The organism is Aquirufa echingensis, from assembly GCF_042714525.1.
In the GTDB taxonomy this organism is placed as follows: domain Bacteria; phylum Bacteroidota; class Bacteroidia; order Cytophagales; family Spirosomataceae; genus Aquirufa; species Aquirufa echingensis.
The window spans coordinates 519346-540738 of the sequence record NZ_JBBKYA010000003.1; the positions used below are offsets into that span (position 1 = coordinate 519346).

Here is a 21393-nt window from a genome sequence, read left to right on the forward strand (position 1 = left end):
GCTAAAGCCTAGGGTTTTTAATAACCCCAGGTTTTAACCTGGGGAATAGACGCGAGGTATCGCGTCTCTACATCCACCGGGATTTCGTCGCAAAATTCCCCCCAAAGGATACATTTATCAAAAAGGATTCCTATACTTGAATTTATAAACCTTTACACCTATGAAAAAGAATTACAATCAATCCCGTCGGCAATTTTTAGCCGCTGGTTCTCTTGCCTCATTAGGCCTTTTATTTGCCAAACCAGCCACATTTGCATTTGGATCAGCGAAACCAGATTCAAAATTCGGTGGCGTTCAAATCGGCTGCATCACTTATTCATACAGAAGCATGCCCGGATCCATCGATGAAATCATTGGATATTTAACACAATCAGGCATTTCAGCTACCGAATTAATGGGTGATGCTGTGGAAGAATATGCGGGCAAGCCAGTAAATCCTGTTCAAGTTCGTTGGGTACCAGGCCAGCCACGTCCTACGTTCACCGACGAGCAACGTGCAGCCATGAAAAAATACCAAGAAGATGTGAAAGCATGGCGTGAATCGGTTTCTATGGACAAATTCAAGGAAGTTCGTGCCAAATTGGACAAAGCTGGTATCAGCGTGTATGCTTATAAACCAAATGCTTTTGGCCCAAACAATTCAGATGCTGAAGTGGAATACGCATTGCGATCCGCTAAAGTTTTAGGAGCAAAGTCGGTGACCGTTGAATTACCTACAGACCCGAAACAAACCCAACGTCTAGGAGATCTAGGTGCAAAACACGGTATCTATTTCGGATATCACGCACATTTACAAGTAAAAGATACTGCTTTTGATGAAGCATTGGCACAATCACCTTACAACTCCATGAACTTGGATGCGGGTCACTACATCGCTGTAGGAGCGCCACATACGACAGCAAGTTTATTAGCCTTATTAGAAGCGAAAAAAGATCGCATCACCTCTTTGCACATCAAAGACCGTACGTCGAAAGAACACGGTGCAGGCAACTTAGTTTGGGGAACAGGTGATACGCCTTTGAAAGAGATTTTAACGGCTATGAAGAAAAATAAATACAAATTCCCAGCTACGATCGAACTGGAATACGATATCCCTGCAGGTTCTGATGCTGTAGCAGAAGTTAAAAAATGCGTGGAATTCGCGAAGGCAATCTTAGTCTAACAGCCTAATTTCACTCAAATGATCAATCAAATCGGAGGCCACCAAACTGGCCTTCGATTTTTTTTGTATCGCCAAATCGCCCGAAAAGCCATGAATGTAAGCACCTAGGCGAACCGCCACATCAGGTGCATATTCCTGCGCACATAGGGCGGCGATGATACCTGTCAACACATCCCCTGAACCAGCCGTAGCCATCCCATCGTTGCCAGTCGAATTCGTGAATAATTCACCCGAGGAAGTCACCACGATAGTTGGTGCACCTTTCAACAACAACTGACAAGAGTACGTCGAAACAAATTCTAATGCCTGTTTTTCCCGATTCAACGCATCAAATTCCAAACTTCCTAAACGAGCAAATTCCCCCGGATGCGGCGTCAAAATATGATGGGGTTTCACTTGAGAAATTAAGGATTCATATGAACCCAATAAAGTCAATGCATCCGCATCAAAGACAATAGGACCCGCATAGTTTTGCAATAAAAACTCCAAATTTCGACGAACCTGGATGGAGAATCCTAAACCTGGCCCAAAGGCAATGGCATCATAGGGTTCCAAATTTATTGTAGATAAATCGGCTTCCGTACGATACATGATTTCGGGACTGTTTGATAAAAGCGGCCCCACACCTTCTTCTGGAATCATGGCCGTCACCATGCCACAGCCTGCATGTAATGCGGCGCGTGCACACAATAAAGCAGCACCTACTTTTCCCGGACTGCCAGCGATAATCAAAACATGCCCGAAGGATTTTTTATGTCCATCGGGCTGTCTGTTATGTTTTATTTGATTGATCCAGGGAAGGTCTATTCGATTCATAGACCTAAATATAAGAATTTAATTAATAGGCCGTGATCGTTTCAATGGATCCATCGCCGCGATATTTTAATTCCGTCACTTTGATGTTGCGCAAATGCGTTCTACCCGACAATTGCACATCGTGGAAATACAAATACCATTTTCCATTATGTTCTACAATCGAATGATGGTTTGTCCAACCTTTCACCGGTTTTAAGATGACACCTTGATAGGTAAAAGGTCCATAAGGGCTTGAACCTGTTGCATAAGCAATGTTATGGGTATCTCCTGTTGAGTAAGAGAAATAGTATTTACCCTTATATTGATGCACGAAAGCAGCCTCGAAAAACCGACGGTCATGATCGGACGAAAGAAGAATTTTTCCATTCGCATCCAAAATCTGTACATCACGCGGTTTCTCAGCTAAGACCTTCATGTTTTGATCTAATTTGGCCACTTTGGCCATCAACGCTGGTTGATCGTTTGCTGGTTGGCTATCATCATTTGCCATGTAATGCCCCATTTTCCAACGTTGCAATTGGCCACCCCAAATTCCACCAAAATAGAGATAATGTGACCCATCCGAATCCTTAAAGACACATGGGTCAATGCTAAAAGTGCCTGGCATGTAATTAGGCTCCGCTTTGAAAGACCCCTCAGGTTTGTTCGAACTCGCTACGCCAATGCGAAAAATGCCATCCTTGTCTTTGGCAGGAAAATATAAGTAGTATTGCCCATTCGCCTCTGCGGCATCAGGTGCCCAAAGCATTTTACCCGCCCAAGGAACATCGGCTAATTTTAGAGCAACTCCATGATCCGTCACGGGGCCTGCCGGATTGGTTTGGGATAAAACATGGTAATCATTCATCGCAAAATGACTTCCCATATCATCTTCTTTGACGCCGGCATCGATGTCATGCGATGGATAAATAAAGATTTTTCCTTGAAATAGGTGCGCTGAAGGGTCAGCAGTGTATATGTGTGAAACGAGCGGTTGCTGTGCAAAAGCGCCAAAACTTAATATGGCGAAAACGAGTATTTTTTTCATCGGTATAGGTTTGTATATCAAAGCACTAAATTTCCTATTTTTACTCCATGAAAGCAATTCAATCTGCATTATTGTCTTATGGAATGTCTGGCCGCATTTTTCATGCCCCATTCCTCGAAATTCATCCCGGTTTTGAACTCGTGGGTTCCTATGAACGGAGTCAAAAAAACATCCAAAAAGCTTATCCTGGAACGCATTCGTATGATTCTCTGGATGAAGTGATACAAGATGCTGATATCGAATTAATTATTGTCAATACTCCCATCCCCACGCATTTTGAATATGCTTCCTGGGCTTTAAAAGCGGGCAAACATGTCGTGGTTGAAAAAGCTTTCACAAACTCAACAGCGGAAGCGTTAGCATTACAAAAAATAGCTACGGAGGTGGGAAAACATATTTTTGTCTTCCAAAATCGCCGTTGGGATTCCGATTTTCTAACCGTCAAAAAAGTTTATGAATCGGGTGATTTAGGTGAAATCGTAGAAGCTGAATTTCATTTTGATCGGTACAATGGAGCCAAATCTCCTAAAATGCATAAAGAAGTTCCAGGACCTGGTGCGGGAATTATCTTCGATTTAGGACCTCACATCATCGATCAAGCCCTGCACTTGTTCGGAAATCCCACACATGTATTTGCGGATTTGCGTAAAACGCGACCGGGAACTGAGGTGGAGGATTTGTTTGAAATTTTATTGTACTACCCTGACATGCGCGTGCGTTTGAAGGCAGGATATTATTTCAAGGTACCTGTTCCTGCGTTCCAATTGCATGGCAAATTGGGTAGTTTTATCAAAACGCGTTCCGACCGCCAAGAGGCCGATTTAGATGCAGGAAGAAAACCACAAGGTGATTCATGGGGTCAAGAAAGCCCACAGGATTTTGGCGTCATGCAAGTAGATGGAGGAAATCCTGAGCGCATTCCTTCCGAAAAGGGAAATTTCATGGCCTTTTATGAAAATGTTTTCCAAACTTTACGCGGTGCTGCCAAACCTGCAGTTTCCGTACAAGATGGAATTAACAGCATGCGGGTGATTGATGCGGCGATGGAGAGTAGTCGGGAGAAAAAAGTAATCGTTTATTAGGAATTCCCCAGACTAAAGTCTGGGGTTAATAACATAGATAATAACCACAGACTTTAGTCTGGGGATTTGGAAAACAGACAAATGGAATCAGATATATTAACCCACTTCGAGCCTGAATTAAAGAAGAAAATCCAACAGGTAGGCGTGATTCGCAAGTTTCAGGCCGATGATTTTCTCATGAAAACAGGCCAAAGCATTCGCTCCGCGGTATTGGTAAAGAAAGGAATTATCAAAGTTTTTCGAGAAGATGACGAAGGAAACGAAGTATTCATGTACAACCTCCACCCAGGTGAAGCTTGTGCGATTTCCATGACCTGTGCTTCTCGCAATCTGAATAGCCAAATCATGGCAAAGGCTTTGGTGGACACGGAGGTACTCACCATACCCGTTGAATTAATGGATGAGTGGGCGTCTAAATACAAATCATGGTATCAATTCGTATTAGAAACGTACCGTTCCCGTTTTGAGGAATTATTGGATACGCTTGACCACATCGCCTTCCGAAATTTGGATGAACGCCTTTTGTGGTATTTAAAACAGCATCAAAAGAGTTTAAAAAGTAATACGATCAAGGTTTCATTTACAGATATTGCATCGGAATTAAACTCTTCACGCGAGGTAATTTCAAGGCTCATGAAGAAATTGGCAGAGAAAGGCCAGATCAAAATCAACAAAAATCAAATCGAGATAATTGATTTGAAAGCACTGTGATATTCATCACGCAGGTTAAATAGAAATGGAGCCAACTTGCAGCTGAAATTTATTACAGTATGCAGAACAAACGTCTTTTTCTATTAATCATTAGCCTAGGAACAAGCCTATCGCTTTGGGGGCAACACCAAGAAATTCATTCACCTCCTCATCTTTGGAAAGGAAAAAAAAGTATCGCAGAAGATTCCACCTCACTCCTTTTTGCCTTTAAACATGGTAAAGTACACGGTAACCTGCGTTACTTTTTCATGGCGACTGAAAACCAGGACCACCTAACTGCTGCACACGCAAATGCGATGGGCGGAGGACTTTTTTACGAAACAGCCGCATTCAAAGGCTTTCAAATGGGTGTAGGAGGTTATTTTATCTATAACATGGGGTCCTCCGATATGACACATATCGACAAATATACCCAGACGGTCAGTCGGTATGAAACCTCTTTATTTGATCTAGCGGATTTAGCCAACAAACATGATTTAGATCGTCTGGAGGAACTTTATTTAAAATACAACTTCACGAAATCATCACATATGTCGGTTGGCAAACAGCTCATTAATACTCCCTTCATCAATCTACAGGATGGCAGAATGCGCCCTACTGAGGTGGGCGGGATTTATGGGGAATTATTTCCCGGCAAAAAGAATAAGTTGGAAGGGGGATACTTGTATGAAATTTCCCCTCGCGGTACAGTTGATTGGTATGGAATAGGCGAGTCAATCGGAATTTATCCAAATGGCACGAACGTAAATGGAACCAAAGGAAATTATAAGGGAAACATAGAATCTAATGGTGTATACCTGATAGGATATACTCACCAATTACCGCAAGGAAACTCACTTAAACTTTGGAATGTATTTGTGGAAAATGTATTCAATACGAGTATGGTGCAATGGGATATGAAACGGGGAGTATGGGTGACAGGAATTCAGTATACGCAACAGCAAGCGGTTAATGATGGTGGAAACGAAGATCCATCTAAAACCTATTATTCAACTAATCAAAAATCGCGTGTTATAAGTACGAAAGTCGGATATGAGTCGGGCAAATGGAAATCATCTCTGAACTATACCCGCATCACCGGCGAGGGTCGTTACTTAATGCCCCGCGAATGGGGGCGTGATCCATTTTATACTTTTATGCCGCGGGAGCGAAATGAAGGTTTTGGCGATGTAAATGCGTATGTAGGGAAAGTAAATTACTCCTTTTCCAAGGTACCCTTGAAGGCTTCATTAAGTTATGGTTATTTCCAATTGCCTGATGTAAAGAACTATGCATTAAACAAGTATGGTCTCCCGAGTTACACACAATTAAATATCGATTTGAGTTATGAGTTCGTTGATTTCTTAGAAGGTTTAGAAATTCAAGCTTTGTATGTTCACAAAGCCAACCAAGGCGAAACCTATCAAAATGAAAAATACATCATAAATAAGGTCAATATGAGCAATTATAACCTGATTTTAAACTTTCACTTTTGATCATAACTTTTTTTAGTCTTGTGATAAAAATCACGAAAAAGGGATAAAATTGGCCCCAAATTTGTATCAACAAAAAACAATAAAACACACATGGAAATTATAGGTTATTTCGCCTCTCTTCTTATTGGAATCTCGTTGGGCTTAATCGGCGGCGGAGGATCCATTTTAACAGTACCCGTTTTAGTATATTTATTTGGTGTAGATCCTATTTTAGCTACGGCATATTCGCTTTTCGTCGTAGGAGCAAGTTCCCTGGTAGGGGCATTTCCTAAATACAAACAAGGCTTAATCAACATAAAAACAGCCGTTATTTTCGGCATTCCTTCGATAGCAGCGGTTTATGCAACGCGTAAATTTATCGTTCCTTTAATTCCTGCAGAAGTTTTCACCGTTGGTGAATTTGTTGTTACAAAATCCATCTTAATGATGGTTTTATTCGCGGTATTGATGGTGGCTGCATCTATCTCGATGATTCGCGGAAAATGTGAACAATGCGAAAAGGAAAAATTAGGTACTTATGTTGAGGAGGAACAAGTCTTTAACTATCCGATGATCTTAATTGAAGGCGCAGTAGTAGGTACCTTAACAGGTTTGGTTGGCGCCGGCGGTGGATTCTTAATCATCCCAGCCTTAGTAATGCTTTCAAAATTATCCATGAAGCAGGCTGTAGGGACTTCCTTGTTAATCATCGCTGCGAAGTCATTAATCGGATTTACTGGTGACCTAGGACATCAAGTGATTGATTGGAACTTATTATTAATCGTAACAGGCCTTGCCATTGTAGGTATTTTCCTAGGTGACATAATTAGTAAAAAAGTTGACGGAAATAAATTAAAAGTAGGTTTTGGATGGTTTGTGTTGGTGATGGGGATGTATATCCTAATCCAACAATTAGCCTTCCCAATGAAATAAAATAATCACATTCACAGCATAATAATTACCAAAATGAAAGTAGAACAAATTTACACGGGATGTTTAGCACAAGGTGCTTACTACATCGAGAACAACGGTGAAGCAGCGATTATCGATCCACTTCGCGAGGTACAACCTTACATCGAAAAAGCAGAACGTAACGGAGCGAAAATTAAGTATGTATTTGAAACACACTTTCATGCCGACTTCGTTTCTGGACACATCGATTTATCTGCAAAAACAGGTGCTCCGATCGTTTACGGGCCCAATGCAGCTTGTGCATTCGATTGCATCTCAGCAACAGATGGCCAGGAATTCCCATTAGGAAACGCGACGATTCGTGTCATTCACACACCAGGTCACACGATGGAATCCACATGTTTCCTTTTGATCGATGAAAACAGAAAAGAAACTAGTTTATTCTCTGGAGATACGTTGTTCATTGGCGATGTAGGTCGTCCAGATTTAGCCCAAAAAGTAAAAGCTGATTTAACAGAAGATATCTTAGCCGGTCATCTATTTGACTCATTACGGAACAAAATCATGCCTTTAGCAGATGATATCATTGTATATCCTGCACACGGTGCGGGTTCTGCTTGCGGCAAAAATATGAGCAAAGAGACAACGGATACCTTAGGTAACCAAAAGAAAACCAACTATGCGTTGAATCCAGCATTAACCAAAGAGGAATTCAAAAAAGAAGTATTAACAGGCTTGGTTGCTCCTCCCGCTTACTTCCCATTGAACGTTTTAATGAATATTCAGGGCTATGATTCAATCGACAAGGTATTGGAACGTGGACAGCACGCCTTAAGTCCAGAAGGATTTGAAGCAGCAGCAAACGAAACGAGCGCGTTAATCTTGGATACTCGAGATCCACAGACATTTGCAGCAGGATTTGTACCCAATTCGATTAACATCGGAATCGATGGATCGTTCGCTCCTTGGGTAGGTGCAATGATTCCAGACATCAAACAAGAAATCTTATTGGTGACAGACGAAGGTCGAGAAGAAGAAGTAATCACTCGTTTAGCACGTGTAGGTTATGACTTTACGATTGGCTACTTAAAAGGTGGATTTGCGTCTTGGAAAGCATCAGGCAAGGAGTTTGATCAAATCGAATCGATCGAACCGGCAGAAGCATTTAAGCGTGTCGCAGCAGGTGAAGGTGAAATCATCGATGTACGTAAAAATTCGGAATACTTGTCTGAACACGTGATTGATGTAGAAAATGCACCTTTGGATTTCATCAATGATAGCATGTTGAAAATCGATAAAAACAAGACCTACTTCGTACACTGTGCAGGTGGTTACCGTTCGATGATCTTCAACTCTACCTTAAGAGCTCGTGGCTACGATAACTTAATTGATATCAATGGTGGATTCAAAGCAATCAAAGAATCTGGCAAGTTTCATGTATCTGATTATGTATGTCCTTCAACCCTTTTATAATCATGGAAGATTTATTAGCTAACCCAGCAACTACGGTTGTTGATGTAAGAGAAACAGGTGAATTTGCAGGAGGCCATTACGAAGGTGCCATCAATATTCCCTTGGGTATTATTCCCCTACGCTTAGATGAATTCAAGGCAATGAACGGACCCATCGTTGTTTACTGCAGAAGTGGAAATCGTTCTGGCATGGCGATGAACTTGTTAAAGCAAGCTGGTCTTACTGACGTTTATAATGGAGGTGGATTACATGACATGTTAGTTTACCAAAATTAATATGATCACAAGCCTAACACAACATTGGGGTTTCATGCGCATCATCCGTCTAGTGATAGGTGGATATGCGCTTTTTGAAGCCATTCGTGCATCAGATGTACTGATTGGCATCATGGGCACCGTCCTTTTAGGCATGGCCTTATTCAACGTAGGCTGTGGCGCACAAGGATGTGGCGTACCTATCCCTCGCAATAAAAATTCCTCACATGAAGAAGTAACCTATGAAGAAATTCATTCAAAATAATGTTTGGCAAATCTTAGGTGGAATATTCGGCGGAATTGGTGGATATTTCTACTGGCGTGATATTGGTTGTGCGACAGGTACCTGTCCGATCACGAGCAAACCCCTGAATAGCATTATATATTTTGCTGTGTTAGGTTACTTGATGATTGGAACGATTGCCAAAGCGAGCACAAAGAGGTTAGAGTGAAGAGTTAAGAGTGAAGAGTTTGATAGAAATGAATTAAATTACCGAATTATTTAAATTAGCGACTAGCGACTAGCGACTAGCGACTAGCGACTAGCGACTAGCGACTAGCGACTAGCGACTAGCGACTAGCGACTAGCGACTTAAAGACTAAAATTTAACTTACATACAATGGAAACAATCACCCAACCCTGGCCTTGGTATACGGCAGGAATAATCATTGGACTTATCGTCCCTGCCCTATTAATTTTAGGGAACAAACACTTTGGAATATCAGCTAACTTACGCCATGCGTGTGCAGCTTGTCTACCCAGCAATATTCCTTTCTTCAAATATGATTGGAAAAAAGAGTCTTGGAATTTCTTTTTTGTAGGCGGAATTCTGGTGGGTGGCATTATCTCTACGATCTATTTAGGTTCAGGGGAAGCTGTTATCGTGCATCCTGATTTAACCAAAGAATTAGCAAGTTATAGCATTACAGATTTCTCAGGCATGGTTCCCGTGCAATTATTCTCATTTGAAACCTTGTTCACAACGCGTGGCTTAGTCATGATGATTGGAGGCGGATTTTTAGTAGGATTTGGCGCACGTTATGCAGGTGGATGTACCTCTGGACATGCAATCATGGGACTTTCCGACTTACAATGGCCATCCTTAGTAGCTACCATCTGTTTCATGATAGGTGGATTTATCATGGCTAATTTCATTTTACCATTCATCTTACACTTATAATACACATGGAAAATAAGACAAATCAACACGCAAATCCAGCTGATTTCGAAGTGCGTTCATTAGACACCATGTGTGTAAATGAATCAGAATTAAATCACCCGTGGTACTATAACTTAAAATATAGTTTAGTAGGCGTGATTTTTGGCATTGTATTTATTAAAGCTGAAATCATCTCCTGGTTCCGAATTCAAGAAATGTTTCGCTTACAAAGCTTTCATATGTACGGAGTAATCGGTACTGCAGTTGTCGTAGGTGCTATCTCCGTATTTTTAATCAAGAAATTGAAGGTTAAAACGATTCACGGGGAGGAAATTATGTTCACCGACAAGAAATTCAATAAGGGCCAAATTTATGGTGGTTTGATTTTCGGCCTCGGTTGGGCTATGACAGGAGCTTGTCCAGGTCCTCTTTTCGCACAAGTAGGTTCTGGCGCAGTCGTAATCTTAGTAGTTATTCTAAGTGCTACTGCAGGAACGTGGGTATATGGTAAGTTTAGAGACCAGTTGCCACATTAGAGTTAAGAACGAAGAGTTAAGAGTTAAGCACTAAGTGTTACACGTTTTTAAAAGCCAGCTGAAATAATATTCTGCTGGTTTTTTTACGTGCAGTCAAAATAAAAGCTAGCCCAGATATACTGTGACTAGCTTCTAAATTAAAATCCTTACCTAATAACTTTTCGTTCTAAACTCTTAGATCTTAACTCTTAACTCTTCGTTTAAAAAGTCTACCTAAAGGAATAATCCACTCCAGTCACTTGACTCAACAAATCTTGAGGACCATCCAAAATCTTTGCATCGTGCCGTAAAATAGGTGTCACAGGGGAGAATTTTGCTAAATACTCCTTCATCATCGAGTGCAAGGTATATGATGTATTCGTAGCCTCCTTTACCCCTTTCATGCGGCACAACATATCCTCGGGATCCCCATCACGTTCACATGCACACAAGGTATAAAGTCTATTTTTATCTAATTCAGCACTTGCAATCGTTACCTTTTGGACGCGATGACCTACTCGCTCAAAAGCTTTGAATTCTACTTGCATTCCTTTGAAACGAATTAACCAACCGCCAAAACGCTTTGAGGCATCCTGCGCGAACACATTCTGCATCTCTTTTTCCAACCAATCTAGAATTTGTTGGCCTGAAGCTTTCGCCGTACGAATGGTACTATCTACGGGTAACATATCGTATAAATATCCCTCCGTAATGGCTACTTTGCCATCTTTTCCGGCTACGCGTGGAGGACAAAAACGGAATCCATTCGATAATACCACGTCAGCGTTCACCTTCCATTTTAATGCATCTACAATCATTGTATCAATGGTATTTTCTACCACAAAATTGCGGTAAAGCGGAACAGTGCTATAACCGAGTACTTTATTGATTTCCTCCTTATAAGGCTTTTCTAAATCCTGAACTAAGGTTTTAATCTCCGCATCAGCTGGATATTTGATAGGATCAACTTCCACTAACTCATATGTGGACCCTACTACTTTCCCATCCTTCACATGAATATCAAGTTTACCAATAAATGAACCAAAGGCACCAGGCTCCACAATCTTTGTGTATTCTGCTTGAATCGGTTTACGAACTCGCTCATGTGTATCTGCTCCAAAAATATAATCTACTCCCTGACAATCAGGATTATTCCCCAAGGCAATTTGCTGAGATAAACCTAGGTGAGACAAGATGATTACAAAGTCACATTGCTCTTGTTCACGCAACAAGGACACGTATTCCTTTAGATTATCTTCCGGTTTTGTGTAAATAATTCCTTTTGAATACAAAGGTGATTGACGCAAGGGAACTAATGGGTCAGTATAACCTAAAAAACCAATTTTAACCCCCATGCGGTGCATGATTTGGTAAGGTTGAAAGATCAATTCACCTTTCTTTCCATACCCTAAATCATGGTACATATTCGCACAAATTTTAGGAGCCAGTAAACCTCCCATTAATTTTTGCATATTCTTTTTGTAATAGACAACCTCCCAGTTCCCCGGTAGATATAAATCGTAATCCATCGCATTTAACAAAGGAACGAACGCTTGACCCGTTGTTTTCACAGATAGCATACTTCCTTGGAACATGTCACCCGTATCTAAAGTAATCGTGTTTTCAGGATTCTTCTCTTTAAATTTCTTTAAAGCTGTGGCCATGTGTGGATAACCACCTGCTTTACGAAAAGTTAACTCATTATTTTCCCAAAACAATTCATCGTGTGCATGCAATTGGCAATGCACATCAGTCGTTTGTAAAATCGTAATTTGACCAGATCCGGCGATTGACTTCGTTGACTTAGTATTCGGTATGGAGGTCTTTGCCTGTAAGGCAACTGGCGATAAAGCCGCTACACTCGTTAGGATTCCTCCTTGTAAAAATTTTCTTCTCGAGTTCATTCGGGTTATTTTTTAGACTTCTTGTGTTTCGCAATCCACTCTTTTATGGGCTTATACGGCCCATATTTATGTTGTTTTTCCGTAAATGAATCTGCGTAAGGACCAAAAGGATGATCAAAAGGCTTAGCCGCGATATCAGGCCAATCCCGGCTCAAATCTTTTGCAGGACGTGGCATGGAGTTCACATAAGCTGCCAAATCCCATGCTTCCTCATCAGTCAATTGTGGCTTCTCGTAATTAGCCCCTAATGGCATATTGTATTTGACGTAGCCCGCAAAATTAGACATCCGGTACAGCCCTGCCCCATAATTGTAGCTATGGGGACCCCAAAGCGGAGGATAGGTATAAGACTTCCCATTTTCAGCCAATACCCCACCCCCATCTGCTTGATGACAAGACTGGCATTTTGATGCGTAAACTTCGGCGCCTTTAGCGGGATCAATGGCTCGTTTTAAGCCTTTCAATTTGAAAATGCCCGAACCTTTGGGTGCTACGCCTTTCGCTACATCCTTTCCTAACCATTTAATATAAGCCAAAATTGCATGCATTTCCTTACTTTCAGGAGAAAGCGGCTGTCCATTTAAGCTTCGTTCAAAACAATCATTCACGCGCTTCACCTGATCTTCAATTGCTCCTGAACGAGCTCTGAACTTAGGATAGGATGATTGCACGGCGAAATAATTATTCCCCCAAGGTTGAGTCCCCGCATTTAAGTGGCAGTTTTGACAATTCATACCATTGGAAATAGCCTTCACGGATCCTTTAGGTCCTAAATATTCGGAGGTATGGGCTATTAACTCACGACCATATTCGACCAAAGCTTTCTCCTCTGGCTTTAAGTACATTAAGCGCCAATCCGATGGAGCCGTCCAAAGATGGGTGAAATTAGAATCGGGTTCTACATACGCTTGAGTAGAATCAACAATTCCATCAGTTGAACGAATGTGCGAAAAACTTAAATACCCCAATAGCCCGAATAAAGCTACTAGTAAGGTATACAAGAACATTTGCAAAAGACTATGTTGATCAGTTTGATTATTCATTGGGAAATATAGAGCGTTTTGAATGAAACAAATGACTACATAAAATAGGGTTAAACATGTGACTTTTGTCACTTTTCGGACAATTAATTACATTTTTTCTGTAGGTGTAGTCACAATCGCCGTAAATTCCGCTAGCGAAATGTATACGGGCGAATACATTCCTCCAGCATTAGTTAAATTTTTGTAAAAAGACCTCAAGTGGTTCCTACTACCCTTATTCAAGAAATCATACACCAATTTCACATCCTGATTATTCGTCACGGCAATTGATTTATTCAAATCATAAATATCTAATTCTTCAATTTTTGCACCCACTTGATAGGCCGCTAAAAGACTTACTTGCCCTTGACTAACCAAGGCATTATACAAGGATTGAAGCGCGGGATCAGTAAAAATGCCGCGCGGATTTTTATCCATCGGATCAATTAATTGATATTTTTTAATAATGCTCAGCATTGCCTCCATGTGACTCATTTCACTATTCGGGATATTTTGAAAAATTTTAACACCGTATCGATCAAACAGCGTTTGGTATACATCATAGGCTAATTTCTCTTCTTCGCGAATAAACAAAATCCGCTCTCGCTCAGCAGGGTCCAAGGACTCAAGTGGCAAATTCGTTACGGAACTTTGAACGGCCGCTAAACTTTGTGTAAGATTCCCTTGACCCGTGTCCAATGGGCCACCTTTTTCACAACTACTCAACAACAATACCCCAGCAAGCAAAAAGACTACATTTTTCATAATATTTCTGTTTTAAAATTTATCAAATGTAAAGCCGATGGCTTCAAATGAGCGTGATATTTAACACGAAGCCCCAAAGTGACTATTATCACGAATAGAACAATTTTTTTTCTGAATATTAGCATTGTCATTAAACACGTTAACCATGAAAAATCACTACCAAATAGTAATCGTCGGCGGAGGTAATGCAGGTATCTCTATCGCTTCCCAATTGTTACGCAAAGATGCCACTTTGGACATTGCCATCATCGATGGGGCAAAAAAACATTATTATCAACCCGCCTGGACATTAGTAGGCGGAGGGGAATTCAACATTCAAGATACAGAAAGAGATGAAGCATCGGTCATTCCTGCGGGTACGACCTGGATCCAACAAATGGTGAGCGAATTTAAACCTGAAGAAAATAAAGTATACTTGGCTGATGGAACGGCAATTCAATATGAATACTTGATTACGGTACCGGGGATTCAAGTGAACTGGGGAGAAATCAAAGGATTAAAAGAAAACCTGGGTAAAAATGGGGTTTGTTCCAACTACAGTTTTGAATCTGCGCCCTATACATGGGAATGCATCCAACAAACAAAAGGAGGAAAAGCTATTTTCACCAATCCACATACGCCAATTAAATGTGGCGGGGCCCCACAAAAAATCATGTATTTGGCAGCCGATTATTTTCGTAAAAATGGCGTTAATTCACAAGTAGAATTTTGGAGCGGCGGAACAAGGGTTTTTGGGGTAGAGAAATATGAAAATACACTGAAAAAGGTAATTGCTCACTATGGCATCAACACGCAGTTTTTTGTCAAATTAGTTGAAATTGATGGAGCAGCTAAAATCGCCAAATTTGTGGGAATAGGTGATTCAAATAAAGATCAGGTTTACGAAGTAGCATTTGATATGATTCATGTGACGCCACCACAATCCGCTCCTGATTTCATTAAATCAAGTCCACTCGCAAATGCTGCCGGTTGGATCGATGTAGAAAAACATACGCTGCAACATAATACATACAAAAATATATTTGCTTGTGGAGATGCGGCTAATCTACCCGTTTCCCGCACAGGTGCTGCCATACGAAAGCAAGCGCCAGTTTTGGTTCATAATTTATTAGCTTTAATAAAAGGGGAAGAAATGAATGCCTTCTATAATGGTTATTCGTCATGTCCAATTATTACTGGTTATAACAAATTGGTTTTAGCGGAATTTGATTACAATAATACGCCTACGGAAACATTTCCTTTCGATCAATCCAAAGAAAGATGGTCGATGTATCAAATGAAAAAACATATCCTTCCCTATTTATATTGGAATCAGATATTACCGGGGAAGATGTAAAATAAAGAAGGCCGCTCATTTTCGCGGCCTTCGATTAATATTTTAAGTAAGCCCAGCCGGCTTCTTGTTTGAGTACAACCTCGGCAACGCCGGATGGAACCGTTCCTGCTTGTGGAAGAATCGTTGTACGATCGATTTTACGTTCGCGGATGGTATTTTCACAAGCTTTAAAGAGAACTCCGGAAGCTGCTAATTCAGCAATTTTTGCTTTTTGAGTCGTTTTGTTGTCGATTAAAATGGATATTCCTGCGCCATGTGCGACCAATTCAATTTGCGTTGTCGCACCTAAAGCTGTCTGTAGATTGGAGATGTTTTTCAACGCACCATGCCAAACCAAAGTATCTGATGTATTTAGTTGAACAACAACTTTATGAACCGGATTTTGCGCATGTGCCGCAAGGCCAAACAACATACCTACAAGTAAAGTAAAGAAAGATTTTTTCATAGCTAATATTTTTCCACCAAACTACCTAATTTTCAGAATGAAAGCAACTTGGAATGAACGTTACCAAAATTCAACGTACCAATATGGAATCAATCCAAATGATTTCCTATCCGAACAATTACAGGGCTTACAACCTGGACGAATTCTTGTTCCTGCCGCAGGCGAAGGTCGCGATATGGTGTATGCCGCAAAATTGGGTTGGGAGGCGCATGGTTTTGACCTAAGTGAACAAGGCGAAGCAAAAGCAATCAAATTAGCTCGAGACCAACAAGTAAATATCCATTTCAAATGCATGGACGCCTTCAAAATCAATTACCCGTTGGAATCTTTCGATGTGATTGCATTAAGTTTTTTCCATCTGCCCCCTGACTTGAGAAAAGCTTTTCATCAGCGTTGTGTGACCTGGCTTAAACCTGGAGGTCGAATAATATTAGAAGGATTCAACAAAAGTCAGTTGGGCAAAACATCCGGCGGCCCTAAACAAGTTGATTGGTTATTCAGCTCACAAGAATTAGCCGAGGATTTTAAGGGATTAACTGTACAAATAAATGAAGAGAAAGACCGCCTGTTGGATGAAGGCCTCTTGCATCAAGGAATAGCATCCGTAATTCAATTTACAGCGATTAATTAATTCTCTTTTTTCCAAACAACATTGCCAATATGCTTTTTACTTTCTTGGATTTTTTTCTTCTGTATGAAAAAATTGACCGTACCGAAAACAAGTAAAATGCATGCCCCAATATAAAATATCCATGCAGCCCAAAATTGCTCAGGCAAACCCAATAAATTATGTACACTGAGCCCCGCTACAAAAAAATAGAGTCCCGTACGTACAAAGGCTAAAAATGTCGTTTGATTCGCCATGATTGTTCGTTGGATAGCCAACTTTTCCCGTAAGATTAATTCGTTTTGTGGCATACTGCTAAGTTCAATAAGAGACAAATATCACGAAAAACGTATTAGTTAGCGTCTATATTTGTCAAAAATAAAAGGAAAAAATGATACAATTCTTTAAAAAATTATTGGGCTTGGGGCCCGCTATTGATATTCAAGGACTTATCGCGAATGGCGCAAAAATTGTTGATGTTCGCACTCCTGCCGAATACAAAGATGGGCATGTCAAAGGATCCATTAATCTTCCATTACAAACTTTAGGCAGCCAAATGAACAAATTGAAGAAAGATGAGGTTATTATAACCTGTTGTCGTTCGGGGAGTAGAAGTGGCATGGCGCGCCGCCAACTACTTGCCGCAGGTTTCACGCAAGTGTATAATGGTGGGCCTTGGAACGGCTTAGTGAGATAAGAGGTAAGAGGTAAGAGGTAAGAGTTAAGAAGTAAGAGTGAAGAGGTATGAAGTCCGAAGTCAAATAGTTCGGAGTCCGGAGGTGTAATTGCTTAAGCCTTAGCTTCGGATTAGCATCTTCTGGACTATTTCCCTCCGGACTTAAAAAGACAGACAAGAGAATACTGACTACAGACAACAGACTACTGACCACTAAAAACCCCTCCGGACTTCGGACTAGCCCCCTACGGACTTAATAATACTTAGACATTTAAATGCCAGTGACTAGCGACTAGTGACTAGCGACTTTAACTCATGAGCAAATTCGCAGAACTTTTAAAATCACCTGAACCGGTATTGGTCGACTTCTCCGCAGAGTGGTGTGGACCATGCAAACAGCTAAAACCTATCCTAGAACAGGTCAAATCGAAAGTAGGTACTTCAGCCAAAATCATAAAAATCGACGTGGACAAAAACCGTTCTTTGGCAGAAAAATTCCAAATTCGATCTGTCCCAACTTTGATATTATTCAAAGATGGTAAATCCGTTTGGCGTCAATCTGGCGTTATTCCGGCAAGTACGCTGGAAGGGATTATTAAACAGCATGCCTAGTGAAGAGTGAAGAGTGAAGAGTGAAGAGTTAAAAACTTAGAGATATTACTTAATTTAACTCTTTAATTTACTAAATATTAATCCTTAACTCTTACTTCTTAACTCTTACTTCTTAACTCTTACTTCTTAACTCTTACTTCTTAACTCTTACTTCTTAACTAAAAGTAACATGAAACACATATTCTCCATCTTCCTCATCTCAGCTTCCCTATTTTCTTGCTCAAAGCAAGAAGGGCTTCAAAATGCCGCTCCTTCAGAATTTAAATCGGAAATAAAATCAGCCGAAACGGGTCAAATTCTTGATGTCCGTACGAGCGATGAATATAGTAAAGGGCACATTGAAGGGGCGATTTTGGCGGATATTTCAAGTAATTTATTCCAAGAGGTAACGGCCAAACTAGACAAAAATAAAACAGTCTTTGTCTATTGCTTATCGGGCGGGCGTTCGGGTGAGGCAGCATCGCAATTACAAGCCATGGGATTTAAATCTATCGTGAATCTTTCAGGCGGGATATTGGCTTGGCAATCGGCCAATTTGCCATTAAGCACGAACGAGGGTGTTTCAGCCCCATCAACTGGTATGTCCCTCGCCGATTTTGATAAACAAATAGCAGGCAAGAAATTAGTGATCGTCGACTACAATGCAACTTGGTGCGGACCATGCAAACAATTAAGCCCTGTATTAGAAGCCTGGGTAAAAGAGCAAAAAGGCAAGGTAGAATTAATCAAAATCGATGTAGACGAAAACCCCGAACTCGCTAAAGCCAAACAAATTGAATCCATCCCCTATTTAGAATTCTACAAAGATGGAAAATTGGCCGACAAGCAAATCGGCATGGGTGAGGCAAAAGCAATGACAGAAAAATGGAATCAAATCCTGTTATAGAGAAAAGTTAAGAAGTAAGAGTGAAGAATTAAGAGATTTGGATTTGTTTGTAGTGAAGAATTAATCGCGTCTTTTTAACTTTTACCTTTAGTCTCTAGTTACGTGACAATTTCTTGTAAAAAACCGAATAGGAATAAAAAATTGGATTCAAATAAAGGAATCACAATTTTTAATTCTTCACTCTTAACTCTTACCTATTAACTCTTGAGTCACAGCCCCTCATACGAATTTTCACGATCCCCGCAGAGAACATCGTCAACAAAGCGATAAAGAAGATACTCACCCAAACAGGAAAGTAAACCATCAAGAACCCTGTTATCAAAGCTCCAACCGCATAACCTAAATCGCGCCACAAACGAAATACCCCAAAGCTTTTCGCGCGATCCAAAGGATGAGTATTTGCTGCGATTGCAACCATGAATGTCGGGTAAACCAGCGCTGTTCCGAGTCCTAAAAGCACCGACAATCCAATAAACTGCCAAAAAACTTGGGCGAACAATAATCCAAACATTGCCAGAGCTTGAAGCAACATGCCATAAATCAACAAATCCTTATGGCAGAACATATCAGACAATTTCCCGGTCCCCAATTGCGAAATTCCCCAAACCATGGGATAAATTGCGGTAATGATACCAATTTCGGCCAACGTAAATCCTTTGGCAATGAGCAAAACAGGAAACACCCCCCAGATCATCCCATCATTCAAATTATTCACTAATCCTGCCTGGGTAATTGCTCCCAAATTGGGGTTCCGCCATGTCGTATCCTGAAAAATTGAAGCCAAACGAGGCATCAAACTTTGTTGGGACGCCGCCGAAACATGCCCCCTTGTATCATGCACGAAGAAAATACTTAGCAGCAAGCCCAAGCCAACAAACCCTAAACCCAGATAAAAGGGATAAGGTTGAATCCCATAAGTTGAAGCAATCCATGCAGTTAAAAAAGCCACCATACCCACGGAAAGATAGCCAGCAAATTCATTAATTCCCATGGCTAAACCCCGATTTCGATCGCCCACCAAATCAATTTTCATTGTTACTGTGCTCGACCAAGCCAAACCCTGATTGAAGCCCAAGAGGACGTTCGCACCTACAATCCAATTCCAAGAAGGTGCCCACATAAAAATAAAAGGAATCGGGACGGCGATAAACCAACCGAGAATCAACAAATTCCGCCGACCAATCTGATTAGCAAAATGCCCTGCATAATAATTCGCGATGGCTTTTGAGATTCCAAAAACGACAATAAAAGAAAATAAAACCGCATGCGAATCCATGCCAAAGGATTGCGAAGCAAAACTGGGTAAAATAGACCTTTCCAGTCCAACCATCCCGCCCACAAAGGCATTGATTAGTACTAATAATCCAAATTGTTTCCAATTGTTTCGTAAACCTAAGTGTGTAGAGATTCCTGACATTTCCATCCACAAAGGAGCCAAAATGCCAAGCAAATCCACTTATCAAATGTTAAATTAACTTTTCTTCGCCCGAATTCTACTTAAACTAACTTGTGTGATACCCAAGTAAGAGGCAATGTATTTCAGAGGGACGCGACGCAACACCTCAGGTTGCTCCTGGGCTAAAAGTTGGTAGCGCTCATCTGCTGTATGAAACTGTAAATTTTCGATGCGCTGAATTGTTTGAACATAAGCACGCTCAAATAAGCGTGTAAACAAACGTTCTATATCTCGATGATCATCGTAAAGCGCACTAAGTTCTTGTGTCGATATTGACCACACTTCTGCATCCTCTAAAACTTGAATTGCTTTTTTACTTGGAGCCCCTGCAAAAAGGCTCTCAGCGCGAGCAATTAAGCAAAATGGCTCATAAAATCCTTCTGTAACATCATTCCCATCATGGAAATAATATATCCGAGCTAAACCCGTTTTCAAAAAATAAAGTGTTTTACAGGTTTGAGCTATATGCTGTAAATCCTGATTTTTAGGAATGGATTGTGTGTGAATGAGCGCCTTTAAAGCCTCTTCAGATGATTCTGATAATTGATAAATTTCCTTAAAATACGTAATCAGCGCGTGAGACATCGTTTGTTACCCAATTTGTTGAGACGTTATACCTCGCGTCTACTACTTATTATTATCCTTCTCAAACCCTAAAGAAACCGAATTCACGCAATAGCGTAAGCCTGTTTCCGTAGGTCCATCATCAAATACATGTCCCAAATGACCTCCACATTTTGCACAGGTGATTTCTATCCGACGCATACCTAACGTTAAATCAGGAGTTTCCTTGATAACGCCCGCTTTGATTTCTTTGTCGAATGAAGGCCAACCGCAATGTGAATCAAATTTGGAATCCGATTTAAACAAACGCGTACCACAACCTCTACAAGTGTAATAACCTTTATCTACATGCATCAAAAACTTACCCGTATATGGCCGTTCCGTTCCCTTTTGACGCAAAATATAAAACTCTTCTTCACTTAACTTAGCTTTCCATTCCGCTTCAGATGTAGGTAATTGATCCATTGCTTTCGTTGATTTAGGTGCTTGACTACATGCCTGGAAGGCAAATGCCCAAACAAACAAGAAATAAGAAAATGATTTCATAGCATTTC

Annotated in this window: 26 protein-coding genes; 16 read left to right on the forward strand and 10 right to left on the reverse strand. The window is 40.8% G+C overall.

The genetic code is table 11. The features are described 5' to 3' along the window. The first annotated feature begins 160 nt into the window (after nt 1-160). Nucleotides 161-1162 (forward strand): sugar phosphate isomerase/epimerase family protein, encoded by a 1002-nt coding sequence (locus SKC38_RS07540; RefSeq protein WP_377976524.1) that lies wholly within the window; start codon nt 161-163, stop codon nt 1160-1162. Here the strand turns inward: SKC38_RS07540 and SKC38_RS07545 are convergent. Beyond that, nucleotides 1154-1978, reverse strand: coding sequence for an NAD(P)H-hydrate dehydratase (locus SKC38_RS07545; RefSeq protein WP_377976525.1), 825 nt, complete (start codon nt 1976-1978; stop codon nt 1154-1156). The genes SKC38_RS07540 and SKC38_RS07545 overlap by 9 nt on opposite strands. A gap of 22 nt (nt 1979-2000) precedes the next feature. Then, nucleotides 2001-3005, reverse strand: coding sequence for a glycoside hydrolase family 43 protein (locus SKC38_RS07550; RefSeq protein WP_377976526.1), 1005 nt, complete (start codon nt 3003-3005; stop codon nt 2001-2003). Nucleotides 3006-3052: 47 nt separating this feature from the next. Here SKC38_RS07550 and SKC38_RS07555 point away from each other — a divergent pair, with 47 nt between their 5' ends. The 10 genes from SKC38_RS07555 to SKC38_RS07600 all read left to right on the forward strand — a co-directional run bounded on the left by SKC38_RS07555 (nt 3053) and on the right by SKC38_RS07600 (nt 10587). Then, nucleotides 3053-4087, forward strand: a complete 1035-nt coding sequence (locus SKC38_RS07555; protein WP_377976527.1) for a Gfo/Idh/MocA family oxidoreductase — start codon at nt 3053-3055, stop codon at nt 4085-4087. A gap of 81 nt (nt 4088-4168) precedes the next feature. Further along, nucleotides 4169-4798 carry a Crp/Fnr family transcriptional regulator gene (locus SKC38_RS07560; protein WP_377976528.1) on the forward strand — a complete coding sequence of 210 codons (630 nt, stop codon included), beginning with the start codon at nt 4169-4171 and terminating at the stop codon, nt 4796-4798. 59 nt (nt 4799-4857) lie between these two features. Beyond that, on the forward strand, nt 4858-6273 hold the full coding sequence (locus tag SKC38_RS07565; protein WP_377976529.1) for a hypothetical protein: 1416 nt from the start codon (nt 4858-4860) through the stop codon (nt 6271-6273). Nucleotides 6274-6363: 90 nt separating this feature from the next. Continuing rightward, nucleotides 6364-7185, forward strand: coding sequence for a sulfite exporter TauE/SafE family protein (locus tag SKC38_RS07570; RefSeq protein WP_377976530.1), 822 nt, complete (start codon nt 6364-6366; stop codon nt 7183-7185). 33 nt (nt 7186-7218) lie between these two features. Continuing rightward, complete coding sequence (locus SKC38_RS07575) at nt 7219-8637, forward strand: MBL fold metallo-hydrolase (RefSeq protein ID WP_377976531.1); 1419 nt, start codon at nt 7219-7221, stop codon at nt 8635-8637. A 2-nt stretch (nt 8638-8639) separates the two neighbouring features. Then, a complete protein-coding gene (locus tag SKC38_RS07580; protein WP_377976532.1) occupies nt 8640-8912 on the forward strand; it encodes a rhodanese-like domain-containing protein in 273 nt (90 codons plus the stop codon). A 1-nt stretch (nt 8913) separates the two neighbouring features. After that, on the forward strand, nt 8914-9156 hold the full coding sequence (locus SKC38_RS07585) for a hypothetical protein (RefSeq protein WP_377976533.1): 243 nt from the start codon (nt 8914-8916) through the stop codon (nt 9154-9156). Then, on the forward strand, nt 9134-9343 hold the full coding sequence (locus tag SKC38_RS07590; protein WP_377976534.1) for a hypothetical protein: 210 nt from the start codon (nt 9134-9136) through the stop codon (nt 9341-9343). The genes SKC38_RS07585 and SKC38_RS07590 overlap by 23 nt, the downstream gene beginning before the upstream one ends. Nucleotides 9344-9511: 168 nt before the next feature. Then, nucleotides 9512-10072, forward strand: a complete 561-nt coding sequence (locus tag SKC38_RS07595; protein WP_377976535.1) for a YeeE/YedE family protein — start codon at nt 9512-9514, stop codon at nt 10070-10072. 68 nt (nt 10073-10140) lie between these two features. Beyond that, on the forward strand, nt 10141-10587 hold the full coding sequence (locus tag SKC38_RS07600) for a DUF6691 family protein (protein ID WP_377976603.1): 447 nt from the start codon (nt 10141-10143) through the stop codon (nt 10585-10587). 209 nt (nt 10588-10796) lie between these two features. Here the strand turns inward: SKC38_RS07600 and SKC38_RS07605 are convergent, their stop codons facing one another. The 3 genes from SKC38_RS07605 to SKC38_RS07615 all read right to left on the reverse strand — a co-directional run bounded on the left by SKC38_RS07605 (nt 10797) and on the right by SKC38_RS07615 (nt 14257). Next, on the reverse strand, nt 10797-12470 hold the full coding sequence (locus tag SKC38_RS07605) for a bifunctional metallophosphatase/5'-nucleotidase (RefSeq protein WP_377976536.1): 1674 nt from the start codon (nt 12468-12470) through the stop codon (nt 10797-10799). A 5-nt stretch (nt 12471-12475) separates the two neighbouring features. Next, nucleotides 12476-13513, reverse strand: coding sequence for a c-type cytochrome (locus tag SKC38_RS07610; RefSeq protein ID WP_377976537.1), 1038 nt, complete (start codon nt 13511-13513; stop codon nt 12476-12478). A gap of 87 nt (nt 13514-13600) precedes the next feature. Next, nucleotides 13601-14257 carry a DUF2202 domain-containing protein gene (locus SKC38_RS07615; protein ID WP_377976538.1) on the reverse strand — a complete coding sequence of 219 codons (657 nt, stop codon included), beginning with the start codon at nt 14255-14257 and terminating at the stop codon, nt 13601-13603. Between the two features lie 145 nt (nt 14258-14402). Between SKC38_RS07615 and SKC38_RS07620 the strand changes: the two genes are divergently transcribed. Beyond that, nucleotides 14403-15593: an NAD(P)/FAD-dependent oxidoreductase gene (locus SKC38_RS07620; protein WP_377976539.1), complete on the forward strand. Its 1191-nt coding sequence runs from the start codon at nt 14403-14405 to the stop codon at nt 15591-15593. 34 nt (nt 15594-15627) lie between these two features. Here SKC38_RS07620 and SKC38_RS07625 read toward each other — a convergent pair whose 3' ends face one another. Beyond that, nucleotides 15628-16038 (reverse strand): DsrE family protein, encoded by a 411-nt coding sequence (locus SKC38_RS07625; protein ID WP_377976540.1) that lies wholly within the window; start codon nt 16036-16038, stop codon nt 15628-15630. A 37-nt stretch (nt 16039-16075) separates the two neighbouring features. Between SKC38_RS07625 and SKC38_RS07630 the strand changes: the two genes are divergently transcribed. Next, a complete protein-coding gene (locus SKC38_RS07630) occupies nt 16076-16669 on the forward strand; it encodes a class I SAM-dependent methyltransferase (RefSeq protein WP_377976541.1) in 594 nt (197 codons plus the stop codon). On the opposite strand, the gene SKC38_RS07635 is transcribed toward SKC38_RS07630, so the two are convergent. Next, a complete protein-coding gene (locus SKC38_RS07635) occupies nt 16666-16956 on the reverse strand; it encodes a DUF202 domain-containing protein (RefSeq protein ID WP_377976542.1) in 291 nt (96 codons plus the stop codon). The genes SKC38_RS07630 and SKC38_RS07635 overlap by 4 nt on opposite strands. Before the next feature lie 80 nt (nt 16957-17036). Between SKC38_RS07635 and SKC38_RS07640 the strand changes: the two genes are divergently transcribed. From SKC38_RS07640 to SKC38_RS07650, 3 genes are all read left to right on the forward strand, one after another. Further along, nucleotides 17037-17342 carry a rhodanese-like domain-containing protein gene (locus SKC38_RS07640; RefSeq protein WP_377976543.1) on the forward strand — a complete coding sequence of 102 codons (306 nt, stop codon included), beginning with the start codon at nt 17037-17039 and terminating at the stop codon, nt 17340-17342. Between the two features lie 294 nt (nt 17343-17636). After that, nucleotides 17637-17933, forward strand: a complete 297-nt coding sequence (trxA, locus tag SKC38_RS07645) for a thioredoxin (RefSeq protein ID WP_377976544.1) — start codon at nt 17637-17639, stop codon at nt 17931-17933. Between the two features lie 169 nt (nt 17934-18102). Continuing rightward, nucleotides 18103-18819: a thioredoxin domain-containing protein gene (locus SKC38_RS07650; RefSeq protein ID WP_377976545.1), complete on the forward strand. Its 717-nt coding sequence runs from the start codon at nt 18103-18105 to the stop codon at nt 18817-18819. A 190-nt stretch (nt 18820-19009) separates the two neighbouring features. Here the strand turns inward: SKC38_RS07650 and SKC38_RS07655 are convergent, their stop codons facing one another. From SKC38_RS07655 to msrB, 3 genes are read right to left on the reverse strand one after another with little or no spacing between them, the layout of a single operon-like run. Beyond that, nucleotides 19010-20236: an MFS transporter gene (locus SKC38_RS07655; protein ID WP_377976604.1), complete on the reverse strand. Its 1227-nt coding sequence runs from the start codon at nt 20234-20236 to the stop codon at nt 19010-19012. Nucleotides 20237-20290: 54 nt separating this feature from the next. Next, a complete protein-coding gene (locus SKC38_RS07660) occupies nt 20291-20860 on the reverse strand; it encodes a Crp/Fnr family transcriptional regulator (RefSeq protein WP_377976546.1) in 570 nt (189 codons plus the stop codon). A 42-nt stretch (nt 20861-20902) separates the two neighbouring features. After that, nucleotides 20903-21385, reverse strand: a complete 483-nt coding sequence (gene msrB, locus SKC38_RS07665) for a peptide-methionine (R)-S-oxide reductase MsrB (protein ID WP_377976547.1) — start codon at nt 21383-21385, stop codon at nt 20903-20905. Nucleotides 21386-21393 lie beyond the last annotated feature (8 nt).

What these genes read in the sequence shown, in the direction of transcription:
- SKC38_RS07640 (WP_377976543.1), top strand. Translation starts at nt 17,037, where the DNA reads ATGATACAATTCTTTAAAAAATTATTGGGCTTGGGGCCCGCTATTGAT.
- SKC38_RS07635 (WP_377976542.1), bottom strand. Translation starts at nt 16,956, where the DNA reads ATGCCACAAAACGAATTAATCTTACGGGAAAAGTTGGCTATCCAACGA.
- SKC38_RS07630 (WP_377976541.1), top strand. Translation starts at nt 16,076, where the DNA reads ATGAAAGCAACTTGGAATGAACGTTACCAAAATTCAACGTACCAATAT.
- SKC38_RS07575 (WP_377976531.1), top strand. Translation starts at nt 7,219, where the DNA reads ATGAAAGTAGAACAAATTTACACGGGATGTTTAGCACAAGGTGCTTAC.
- SKC38_RS07605 (WP_377976536.1), bottom strand. Translation starts at nt 12,470, where the DNA reads ATGAACTCGAGAAGAAAATTTTTACAAGGAGGAATCCTAACGAGTGTA.
- trxA (WP_377976544.1), top strand. Translation starts at nt 17,637, where the DNA reads ATGAGCAAATTCGCAGAACTTTTAAAATCACCTGAACCGGTATTGGTC.
- SKC38_RS07540 (WP_377976524.1), top strand. Translation starts at nt 161, where the DNA reads ATGAAAAAGAATTACAATCAATCCCGTCGGCAATTTTTAGCCGCTGGT.
- SKC38_RS07600 (WP_377976603.1), top strand. Translation starts at nt 10,141, where the DNA reads ATGTGTGTAAATGAATCAGAATTAAATCACCCGTGGTACTATAACTTA.
- SKC38_RS07585 (WP_377976533.1), top strand. Translation starts at nt 8,914, where the DNA reads ATGATCACAAGCCTAACACAACATTGGGGTTTCATGCGCATCATCCGT.
- SKC38_RS07650 (WP_377976545.1), top strand. Translation starts at nt 18,103, where the DNA reads ATGAAACACATATTCTCCATCTTCCTCATCTCAGCTTCCCTATTTTCT.
- SKC38_RS07545 (WP_377976525.1), bottom strand. Translation starts at nt 1,978, where the DNA reads ATGAATCGAATAGACCTTCCCTGGATCAATCAAATAAAACATAACAGA.
- SKC38_RS07620 (WP_377976539.1), top strand. Translation starts at nt 14,403, where the DNA reads ATGAAAAATCACTACCAAATAGTAATCGTCGGCGGAGGTAATGCAGGT.
- SKC38_RS07590 (WP_377976534.1), top strand. Translation starts at nt 9,134, where the DNA reads ATGAAGAAATTCATTCAAAATAATGTTTGGCAAATCTTAGGTGGAATA.
- SKC38_RS07625 (WP_377976540.1), bottom strand. Translation starts at nt 16,038, where the DNA reads ATGAAAAAATCTTTCTTTACTTTACTTGTAGGTATGTTGTTTGGCCTT.
- SKC38_RS07595 (WP_377976535.1), top strand. Translation starts at nt 9,512, where the DNA reads ATGGAAACAATCACCCAACCCTGGCCTTGGTATACGGCAGGAATAATC.
- SKC38_RS07560 (WP_377976528.1), top strand. Translation starts at nt 4,169, where the DNA reads ATGGAATCAGATATATTAACCCACTTCGAGCCTGAATTAAAGAAGAAA.
- SKC38_RS07660 (WP_377976546.1), bottom strand. Translation starts at nt 20,860, where the DNA reads ATGTCTCACGCGCTGATTACGTATTTTAAGGAAATTTATCAATTATCA.
- SKC38_RS07580 (WP_377976532.1), top strand. Translation starts at nt 8,640, where the DNA reads ATGGAAGATTTATTAGCTAACCCAGCAACTACGGTTGTTGATGTAAGA.
- msrB (WP_377976547.1), bottom strand. Translation starts at nt 21,385, where the DNA reads ATGAAATCATTTTCTTATTTCTTGTTTGTTTGGGCATTTGCCTTCCAG.
- SKC38_RS07550 (WP_377976526.1), bottom strand. Translation starts at nt 3,005, where the DNA reads ATGAAAAAAATACTCGTTTTCGCCATATTAAGTTTTGGCGCTTTTGCA.
- SKC38_RS07615 (WP_377976538.1), bottom strand. Translation starts at nt 14,257, where the DNA reads ATGAAAAATGTAGTCTTTTTGCTTGCTGGGGTATTGTTGTTGAGTAGT.
- SKC38_RS07565 (WP_377976529.1), top strand. Translation starts at nt 4,858, where the DNA reads ATGCAGAACAAACGTCTTTTTCTATTAATCATTAGCCTAGGAACAAGC.
- SKC38_RS07570 (WP_377976530.1), top strand. Translation starts at nt 6,364, where the DNA reads ATGGAAATTATAGGTTATTTCGCCTCTCTTCTTATTGGAATCTCGTTG.
- SKC38_RS07655 (WP_377976604.1), bottom strand. Translation starts at nt 20,236, where the DNA reads ATGTCAGGAATCTCTACACACTTAGGTTTACGAAACAATTGGAAACAA.
- SKC38_RS07610 (WP_377976537.1), bottom strand. Translation starts at nt 13,513, where the DNA reads ATGAATAATCAAACTGATCAACATAGTCTTTTGCAAATGTTCTTGTAT.
- SKC38_RS07555 (WP_377976527.1), top strand. Translation starts at nt 3,053, where the DNA reads ATGAAAGCAATTCAATCTGCATTATTGTCTTATGGAATGTCTGGCCGC.